At 72.9% G+C, this 9415-nt stretch carries 6 protein-coding genes; 2 read left to right on the top strand and 4 right to left on the bottom strand.

Annotation, left to right across the window (positions count from 1 at the left end; genetic code table 11):
- Positions 1–28 precede the first annotated feature (28 nt).
- The 4 genes from hppD to ACFU7Z_RS28790 all read right to left on the bottom strand — a co-directional run bounded on the left by hppD (position 29) and on the right by ACFU7Z_RS28790 (position 5975).
- Positions 29–1093 (bottom strand): 4-hydroxyphenylpyruvate dioxygenase, encoded by a 1065-nt coding sequence (gene hppD, locus ACFU7Z_RS28805; RefSeq protein WP_380780618.1) that lies wholly within the window; start codon positions 1091–1093, stop codon positions 29–31.
- Between the two features lie 95 nt (positions 1094–1188).
- Positions 1189–2028, bottom strand: coding sequence for a phytanoyl-CoA dioxygenase family protein (locus tag ACFU7Z_RS28800; protein WP_049651375.1), 840 nt, complete (start codon positions 2026–2028; stop codon positions 1189–1191).
- 63 nt (positions 2029–2091) lie between these two features.
- Positions 2092–4059, bottom strand: a complete 1968-nt coding sequence (locus ACFU7Z_RS28795; RefSeq protein WP_380780615.1) for a hypothetical protein — start codon at positions 4057–4059, stop codon at positions 2092–2094.
- A complete protein-coding gene (locus ACFU7Z_RS28790) occupies positions 4056–5975 on the bottom strand; it encodes an amino acid adenylation domain-containing protein (RefSeq protein ID WP_380780613.1) in 1920 nt (639 codons plus the stop codon). The genes ACFU7Z_RS28795 and ACFU7Z_RS28790 overlap by 4 nt, the downstream gene beginning before the upstream one ends.
- A gap of 796 nt (positions 5976–6771) precedes the next feature.
- Between ACFU7Z_RS28790 and ACFU7Z_RS28785 the strand changes: the two genes are divergently transcribed.
- Positions 6772–8106 (top strand): hypothetical protein, encoded by a 1335-nt coding sequence (locus tag ACFU7Z_RS28785; RefSeq protein WP_380780611.1) that lies wholly within the window; start codon positions 6772–6774, stop codon positions 8104–8106.
- Positions 8107–8197: 91 nt separating this feature from the next.
- Complete coding sequence (locus tag ACFU7Z_RS28780) at positions 8198–9391, top strand: argininosuccinate synthase-related protein (RefSeq protein WP_380780608.1); 1194 nt, start codon at positions 8198–8200, stop codon at positions 9389–9391.
- The last annotated feature ends 24 nt before the right edge of the window (positions 9392–9415 follow it).

Raw genomic sequence — 9415 nt, 5'->3', positions numbered from 1 at the left:
GGCCCGGACCCTCGGGAGGCGGTGGCGGTCACTCGTGCCGTTCCGCTTCCACCGCTTCGTACAGTGCCTTGATGTTGCCGCTGCCGAAGGTCGTGGCCCCGACCCGCTCGATGACCTCGAAGAACAGGGTCCGCCGAGGGTGCAGCGTCCGGGTGAAGACCTGGAAGAGCTGGCCCTCGTGGTCCTCGTCGACGAGGATGCCCAGGGCGGCGAGCGCGGGCACGGAGTGCCGGGTCAGCCGCAGCCGCTCGGCGAGCATCCGGTAGTAGGGGCCCGGCGTCGACAGGAACGCCACCCCCTGCTCGGCCATCGTCCGGACGGTCCGCACGGCGTCGTCGGTGCGGAAGGCGATGTGCTGGACGCCGGAGCCGCCGTGGTTCTTGATGAAGTGGTCGATCTGGCCGGGTTCGCGGCTGGTGTCGGGCTCGATGATGGTGAGCGTGAGGCCGCCGGACGCCGACTGCACCACCTCGGAGTCCATGGCCTGGGCGCCGACGACGATCCGCTCGGTGAAGGTGTTGCGCAGGCCGAGGACCTGCTCGTAGAACGCGACGGTGGACCGGAGCAGGCCCGCCTCGACGCACACCGCGAAGTGGTCGACCGCCAGCAGGCCGGTGTCCGCTTCCGGCTCGCTCCGCGGTGCCGGGGTGAAACCGGGCAGCGGCCGGTGGTCGGTTCCCGCGCGGCGCTGGACCAGGGTGTGCCGGAGGTCGCCGAAGCCGGCGACGGCCGCGGTGACCACGCCGTCCGTCTCCTCGGGTTCGGCCAGTGGCCGGGCGCCGCGCCGGACGGTCGCGGCGAAGGCGGCGACCACGTCGGGTACGGCCAGGGCGATGTCGGCGACGCCGTCCCCGTGCCGCCGGACGTAGTCGGCGGCGGGGTGGTCCTCCGCCAGGGCCTGGGTGAGGACCAGCCGGATGTGCTCCCGGCCGATGGCGACGGACCTCGCCTCGCCCGGCCGGTCGGCCGTGGCGTACACGGTGAACCCGTAGGCCCGGGCGTAGTGGCGTGCGCTGGCGTCGAGGTCCTCCACGTACAGCTCTACGTGGTCGACGGACAGGTCGAGCGGTATGCCGTCCGGGTGTGTCGTCATGGTGGTGGCCTCCTTGAGGGATGGTCTGCCGGGCGTGCCGGTACCGGTGCCGGTGGCCGGTCCACTGGTGCTGGACCGGCCACCGCCAGGGCCCGCTACCAGGGGTCGACGCCGAGCAGCCGGCGGCCCAGCGGGGTCATCGCCGCGGTCTGCAGGTCGTTGTAGGAGTGACCGGCCGGGCGGTCACCGGGGCGTTCGCCGGCGTCCCAGGGCTGGTCGTCCCGCGCGTAGCGGACGAACTGGGCGACCCGGACCTCGGGGCGCCGGTTGTGCGAGGCGGCGTGCGGCATCAGATGGTGGGTCAGCACGAAGTCGCCTGCCTGCCCGGTCACTTCGACGCTCTCGAGGTCCGGGATGTTGCGCCACTTGTCGTGCAGCTGCCGTCCCTGGCGGACGGCGCGGGCCTCGGCCTCGACGATCCGGTGGCCGCCGGGCACGACGTGGATGCCGCCGCCGCCCGGGGCCACGTCCGTGAAGTAGTAGCAGCCCCCGATCTCGACCTCCTCGGGGGTGAGCAGGAACTCGTCGGCGTCCTCGGGTACCGCCGGGTCGATGTGCAGGTCCTGGCTCAGCTCGCTGGGGTGCGCCGTGTCGTTGCGCATGGTGATGGCCACCGAGCCGTCCCGGACGAGCAGTCGGGGGTGTCCCAGGAGCTGGGCCGCCACCCGGTAGAGCCGCTCGTTCTGGAAGAGCGGGATGAACTCCGGTCCGTCGAAGGTCTGGTTCCCCGGGGTGTTGAAGGGTTTGAACCGGCCGTCGTACGCCTCCCAGTGGTCGGGGACGCGCAGGTCTCGCGGGAGCAGGTCGAGGATCAGGCCGGCGTGGTGCCTGGCCTGCTGCCTGGTCAGGACGCCGCGGATCAGCAGGTATCCGTCTCGCCAGAAGCGATCGACCTCCTCCTGGGACAGGACCGGCTCCGGCATTGCGTTGGTCATGGGTGCTCCGAGGGTCGGTGGGTCACGGGTCGGTTGGCGAGGTCGCGTCCGCCGGGGGCCCGGTCAGCCGGCCGGCGCCGCGGGCCGGCCTCCGGCCCGGCCGGACGGACGGAGTTCCCGGGCCAGGCTGCGCAGGGTGGCCATGCCGCTGACCTGGGCGAAACCGGGCGGGTGGTAGCCGAGCCGGCGGAGCAGCTCCGCGAAGCGCGGGTAGTGCTCCGGCCGGCCGCCCGCCCGCAGGTAGCAGAGGTCGAGGTCGGGGGCCCGGCCGGGCCCGGTCCCGGTCAGGGCGGTGAGCAGCGCGGTCTCCTCGGCCGTGGCCGCCGGGCGGCCGGGGAGCGCCCGCCCGTCCGAGGCGTCGCCGCCGTCGATCCCGAACCAGTCGGGGACCGCCGGGATCGCGCCCGTGTGCACGGCTCGGAGCAGTTCCTCCCGCAGGTCGAACGGGGTGAGCGCGCTGCCGTCGGCCGCGGTGACCCGGGCGGTCAGCCGGGGGGTGCCGGACGCGCCGCCGGGTTCGAGCGACGCCCCGGCCGCCGTGACCCCGGGCAGGGCGAGCAGGAGGTCCTCGATCGCGCGGAGGTCGATCCACCGCCCGCCGGAGTACCGTTCGCGGGGGCCGCGGGGAAGCCGGAGCAGTCCCACGGCGGACGCGACCTCGTCCGGCGAGCAGTCCCGGCCCGTCGCGGCCCGGGTCAGGACCAGCTCGACGCCGCGCAGCAGTGCCGCGCACTGCTCGGGTTCCAGGACCCTGGAGTCGCCGTGGACGGACAGCCGGACGGTGTGCGGGTCGGCCCAGCGGACCGACAGGCTGGCTCCGTACTCGTAGGAGGTCTCCGCGGTGGTCGCCCAGCTGATCCGGGAGCCGGGCCGGTCCGTGGAACCGGGCCCGTCCGTGGAACCGGACCCGCCCGTCGAGCCACGCCCGTCCGTGGGACCGGGCTCGGCCTCGATCAGCTCCCGCCAACCCTGCGGCGGCGGAATGAAGTTGAAGGCGAGGTCGGTGGAGAGGCAGACGCCTCGACGGTGTTGGGCCTCGACCCGTTCGCGGATCAGGTCGAAGGGGTCGTACCGGCCGTAGGCGGGGTGCCCCTCGGCCAGGGTCCGCTGGACCTCGGCGGCCGCTTCCAGCAGGCTCCGGCCCTGCCGGCGGAGGGCCACCGGGGAGCGCTGCGCGGTGGCGCACAGCACCCGGCGGAGGTCGGCGTTGTGCCGGTTGTCGAGCGACACGTTGACGGTGCACGCGTCGGTGTCGGCACGCAGGCAGAGCAGTTGGGCGAAGGCGGCGAGGACGACGGCCGAGGGCAGCAGCCCGGTGTGGGCCATGCCGCGGGCGAAGAGGCCGTCCGCGCCGGGCAGGGTGAGCGTGCTCCGGTAGTAGCGGCCCGCCGTCCCTTCGCCGGGAGGGTGGTGCGGGTGCATCCGTGCCGGTGCGTGGGAGAAGTGCCGCCGCAGGTAGTCGAGCGCCCTGGTGCGTTCGGTGTCCTCGTCGGGGTCGGCCTCGCGCCGGGCCTGCTCGGCCGGCTGGATCCCGGGTCCCCGGTGCGGGACTCCGGTGTCCGGGCTGTCTGTCCGTCCGTGCAGCAGGTCGGTGAGCTGCTGGTCCACCACGCCGTGGAACCCGGCGTCCACGGCCACATTGTCGGCGACCACCGCCAACCAGCGCCGGTCCTCGGACCGGAGCAGATGGAACTGCACGAGGAACCGGCCGACCCTGCCGTGGGTGTGCGCGGTGAACACCCGTACCAGGTCGCCCAGGCTCCGCTCGGCGGTGCCGTCCGGAGCGATGTCGACGACCCGCACCGGGGAGCCCGACGGGTGGACCAGCTGCCGCAGTTCTCCGTCGACGACGGCGAGGGAGGTGCGGAGGATCTCGAACCGGTCCTCCAGCGCGTGCACCAGGCGCTGGGCGGCGGCCTCGTCGGTCCCCGCCGGGAGCGGCCGGAGTCCTTCGGCCAGCCCCTTCTCCAGGAACCACTGGAACTTCTGCGCCCTGGTCAGGGGCGCGTCGGCGGGGGCCCGGCCGCTCATGCGGGGCCTCCGGCGGGAGTCGGCCGCGGCGAACCGGCCGGAGCGCCGGCCGCACCGTCGGCCCGCACGGCGGCGGATCCGTCGGCCAGGGCGGACAGTCCGCGGATGGTCGGGGAGCCGATGACGTCACGCACCGTGACCGGGACGCCGGACAGCCGGGTCGCGGCGGTGGCCAGCTGCACCGCCGAGACGGAGTCTCCGCCGAGCGTGAAGAAGTCGTCGTCGATCCCGACCTCGGTGAGTCCGAGCATCTCGCGCCAGAGCGCGGCGAGCGCCGACTCCAGCTCGTCGCGGGGGGCGGTCGGGGAGCCCTGGGCGGCATCGCGCTCCTCGGCGGGGGCGGGCAGCTTCGCCGCGTCCACTTTGAGGTTCGTCGTGAGCGGGATCGCCGGTATCACGGTGATCGAGGCCGGGCGCTGGTACCGCGGCAGCTCCGTCGAGAGTCGCCGGCGCAGGTCGGCCACCAGTTCCCGGTCGCGTCCCGCGCCGTCGGCGGTGCCAACAGGTCCCGAGGCAGATCCGGAGGCAGGTCCCGAGGCCGGTCCGGACGAGGGGACGACGTAAGCGTCGAGGCGCTTGTCCCCCGCGCCGTCGTCCCGGGCCACCACGACCGCGTCGTGCACCCCGGGGTGCCGGGTGAGCGCGGCCTCGATCTCGCCCGGTTCGATCCGGTAGCCGCGCACCTTGATCTGGCGGTCGATCCGGCCCAGGAACCGCAGCGCCCCGTCCGGGCCGCGCCGGACGAGGTCACCGGTGCGGTAGAGCGGGGAGCCGGCGTGGTCGTCGGGGTCCGGGACGAAGCGTTCGGCGGTGAGTTCGGCGCGGCCGAGGTAGCCGCGGGTCATGCCGGCTCCGCCGATGTGGAGCTCTCCGCTCTCCCCGTCCGGAACGTCCGCTCCGTCCGGCCCGAGCACCCGGACCCGGACCCGGTCGAGCGGGGTGCCGATCGGGATCATCGTGGCGTCCGGTGCCATGGTCCGGACGTCCTGGTAGGTCGCGAAGCCGGTCGTCTCGGTCGGCCCGTACAGGTGGATCAGCCGCCCCGCGAAGGCCTGCCGCGCGAGGTCCGCCACCTCGGCCCGGATGGAGTCCCCGCCGAACAGCAGGGTGTGCACCCCGGAGAGGTCGGCGAGGTGCGCCGGCTCCAGCAGCCGGAAGACGGGGCTGGTCAGGTGCAGGACGGAGACGGCGTCCCGGTGGACCCGGCGGCAGAGGGTGGTCAGGTCGGTGCCGCCGAAGCTGTAGACGACGCAGGTCGCGCCGTTGAGCAGGGGCCCCCAGATCTCGAAGGTGGAGGCGTCGAAGGACAGTGTGGCGAGGGCGGCGACCCGGTCGTCCGGCGCGATGGACACGTAGTCCTGATCGGTCACCAGGTGGACGACGCTCCGGTGCGGAACCAGGACGCCCTTGGGTGTTCCGGTGGATCCGGAGGTGTAGATGACGTTGGCGAGCTCCGGCCGGCCGACGGCGGGCAGGTTCCCGGAGGGGTGGTGGGCCGGGTCCTCGTCGAGCAGGACGACGGTCGCCCGGCCCGCGGGGAGCCGGTCGGCGAGCCGGCGCTGGGTCACCAGCACCGGGGCGGCGGTGTCCCTCAGCATGAACTCCAGCCGCTCGGCGGGGTATCCGGCGTCGAGCGGGACGTACGCACCGCCCGCCTTCAGGATGCCCAGCAGCCCGACGATCATCGCCGCGGAGCGTTCGACGCAGATGCCCACGAGCGTGTCGGGCCCGACGCCCGCCTCGCGCAGCCGCCAGGCCAGCCGGTTCGCGCGGGCGTTCAGCTCGCGGTAGCTCAGCTGCCCGTCGTCCGCGACCACGGCCGTCCGGTCCGGGGCGAGCTCCGCATGGTGTTCGAACAGGGCGTGCACGGTGGCCCCCGGCTCGTCCCCGGTCGGTCCGTTGTTCCGCTGGATCACTGGCTGACTCCGTCCTCTCGTGCGCTGACCGGGTCGATGGACACGGCGCCGCGTAATGCGTGTTGATGGGACCGACGCCGACGCCGCGCGGGTGGGCGGGAATCCCGGCGGCCGACGGGTCGCGCGGGTTCCCGTGAAGGTCCGGGTCGGCCGGGACGGAATTGTCAGGTGTCCTCACTCCGGCCGGGCCGGGAGGCGGAAAGGGCCGACCGCGGCGCGTCCGGGAATTCCGTCGGATCCCGTTTTCCGCCGCACCGGGCAAGTGCCGGAACCTCCAGGAGCCTAAGCAATCGGAAGAGGTCCCGCCACCCTCTTCCGGGGAATACCGGCAATCATGCGCTATGTCCGATCCGGCCCCGCTTGCCCAGATCGCCGGAGACACGCCCGGTTGTCCGATGGTCCGTCACATGCCCTCCGGGGAAGCCCTGTCGAGCGCGCTGGAGGATCCGACTCCACTTGTGATCCGATGTGAAAATAGACGGCCCAAACGGGTCAAATGGGGACGCCGGCACCGTGAGATGCAATGTGCCATTGCACATCAACTGCTTGTCATGGACTATGGATCAAGAACCACGACGCCATGGTTCCGGAGCCGACCGGGGGGTTCGCGTATCCGTCGGAGCGTGACGGATGCGCGGAACGGGACGCATTCCGCGCATCCCCGCAGGCATTCCCCCGGTCATTCGCGCCCGAGGCCCCGGCGAATTCGCCGAAGCGGCGGCATCAGGTGGGGAATTGCCACTGAATCGATGCACGAACATCGTGGGCTGGACCCGCCCCGTTCCAAAGGAGACCCGTGTCTGAGAACCGATCCTCGGCCCTGATCGTCGGAGCGGACCCGTACCTGATCCGGGCCGCGCTCCGCAACGGAATCGAGCCCGTCGTGGTGCACGGCCCCGGCCTGCGCGACTGGGGGTTCATCGGAATTCCGGACGGGGTCGAGACCGTCTTCGCCGAGGACACCTCCAGCGTGGAGAGCGTGCTGCTCGCGCTGCACCGGGCCGGCCTCGCCGACCGGGACTTCGACTGCGTCCACACCGGGGACGAGTTCGCCCTGGTCACCGTGGCGGCCCTGGGCGAGGTCCTGGGCGTCCCGGTCGCCGTGGACCCGGACACCGCCGTGCGGTTCCGGGACAAGTGGCTGCAGAAGGAGGCGCTCGCCGCGGCCGGCATCGAGGTCACCCGGTCCCGCCTGATCGAGGACGTCCACCACCTGGATCCGGCGAGCGTCGAGGACTTCGACAAGGCGGTCCTCAAGCCGGTCGCCGGTGCCGGCACCAGGAACACCTCGGTCGTCGAGGGCCGCGCCGGGCTGATCGCCCGGTGTGCCGATCTCCGGCGCGCCGGCATGCCCCAACGGACCTTCGTCCTGGAGGAGTTCGTTGCGGGCGACGAGTGGATCGCCGACGGCGTGGTCTTCGACGGAGAGCTGCGGTTCCTCAGCGTCAGCACGTACGGCGAGCCCTGCCTGAGCACGGTGGACTTCAACCGGGCGCTCCAGGTCGAGGTGTTCGACCCGGTCTCCGACGCCTCCGCCTACGACCTCGCACGCTCGGTCGTGGAACCGGCGCTGCGCGCGCTCGGCCTGCGGCGCGGCACCTTCCACATGGAGCTCTTCCACCAGCCGGACACCGGGAAGCTGGTATTCGGCGAGTGCGCGGCCCGGACCGGCGGACTGCTCCAACCCGAGCTGGTCGAAGCCAAGTTCGGCGTCGACCTGGCGCTCGCCGGGCTGCGCTGCGCGGCCGGGACCGACCCCCGGATCGAGCCCTCGGTGCGGCCCGACACGATCGGCTCCACCTACCTCAACAACCGTCCCGGCGTCCTGGTCGGCTACCCGACCCCGGCCGAGGTGCGCGCCCTGCCCGGGGTCGAGTACCTGCGGCTCGAACTCCCCTACGGCTTCCGCATGGCGGACGCGCTCGCGAGCACCACCGAGGCCGTCGGCCAGGTCGTGCTGAGCGGCCGCACCCGGGAGGAGTTCCGCGACCGCCGCGACTCCCTGACCGCGTGGTTCGACGAGCGGCTGCTGGTCGTGCCCGCGCACGCGAGCTACCCCGAACTGCGCCGGTGGCAGAAGGAGAACTGGCCGGAATCCGCTTCCTCCTTCGGCACCTACTCGGACGACTGAGGCCGACCGCCGCCCGGGCCGCGGACCTCACCCGCGGGACGGCCGCCGCACGCGCCGAACCACTTCCCCCACCGCGTCTCGAAGGACCATCATGCAAAGCCACCACCGCTTGATCCGCTCCTTCCGTCAACTCACGACCGATGCCCTGCCGGCGGAAGCCCCCGTCGTCACGCTCTTCAGCGGAGGGCTCGACAGCAGCTTCCTCCTGCTGCGGCTGAAGAACGCCGGGTTCCGGAACGTCCACGCGTTGAGCGTGGACCTCGGCGAGGACGAGACCAGCGAACAGAAACAGCAGATCGCCGACGAGCTGGGGGTCCGGCTGCACGTCGTGGACGGCCGTGGAGCCTTCGCCGACGAGTTCGTGCGGGCGGCCATCGTCAGCCAGGCGGTCTACCTGGGGACCCACCCGGTGAGTTCGACCCTGAGCCGCCCGCTGATCGCCCGGTTCGCCACCGAACTGGCGGCGGAACTCGGGGCGGCGGCCGTCCTGCACACCGCCAACCGCTCCCAGAACACCATGCGCAGACTCAACGGCGCCCTGGAACTGCTGGGCTTCGACGGCGCCTACGGCAGCCCGTACGACCTCGACCCGGTGGGCCGGGAGGTCAAGATCCAGGAGCTGAAGGAGGCCGGCCTCGCCCGGATGAGCGAGCGCGTCGTGAGCGGCGACTCGAACCTCTGGTGCCGCGAGTTCGAGTCCGGGCTCCTGGACGACCCCGAGCAGCACGCGGTGCCGGAGCAGCTGTTCCGGTGGAGCGCGCGCCGACCGGCGGTCACCGAGGACGGCGTCGAGGTGCGGTTCGAGGGGGGTACGCCGGTGGCGGTCGACGGCACCCGCCTGCCGCTGGTGCCGCTGATCGACCAGCTGAACCGGCGGGTCGGCGCCTTCGGCCTCGGGCGGTACAGCGGCCTGGAGCACCTCGCCGGCGGCGAGAAGGTGCTGGAGATCCGGGAGATGCCGGCCGCGTGGCTCCTGCTGCGCAGCTACCGGCACCTCGAGTCGGCGGTGCTCTCGGCCGAGACGATCCGCGAGAAGATGCACCTCGAACAGCTGTGGGTGCGGGAGGCGCTGGAGGGCCGCTGGTTCGGCGAACTGCGGGCGGCCACCCAGTCGTTCATGGACTTCTGCGCCCGGCCGGTGACGGGCTCGGTGCGCTGGCGGCTCACGCCCGGCGGGGCCGAGACCCGGGCCATCGAGGCCGACCGGCCGGTCTACCTGCGCGATCGGGAGAGCTGGGAGCAGCAGTCCGTGAGGGCGGAGCTCGCCGTGCTGGCGGGGGCCTGATGCGCGGCCCGTACCGTCCCGTAC

This window comes from Kitasatospora sp. NPDC057518, from assembly GCF_042802075.1.
Classification (GTDB): Bacteria; Actinomycetota; Actinomycetes; order Streptomycetales; family Streptomycetaceae; genus Kitasatospora.
This window is presented reverse-complemented; position numbering and strand designations above follow the sequence as displayed.

What these genes read in the sequence shown, in the direction of transcription:
- hppD (WP_380780618.1), bottom strand. Translation starts at nt 1,093, where the DNA reads ATGACGACACACCCGGACGGCATACCGCTCGACCTGTCCGTCGACCAC.
- ACFU7Z_RS28800 (WP_049651375.1), bottom strand. Translation starts at nt 2,028, where the DNA reads ATGACCAACGCAATGCCGGAGCCGGTCCTGTCCCAGGAGGAGGTCGAT.
- ACFU7Z_RS28795 (WP_380780615.1), bottom strand. Translation starts at nt 4,059, where the DNA reads ATGAGCGGCCGGGCCCCCGCCGACGCGCCCCTGACCAGGGCGCAGAAG.
- ACFU7Z_RS28780 (WP_380780608.1), top strand. Translation starts at nt 8,198, where the DNA reads ATGCAAAGCCACCACCGCTTGATCCGCTCCTTCCGTCAACTCACGACC.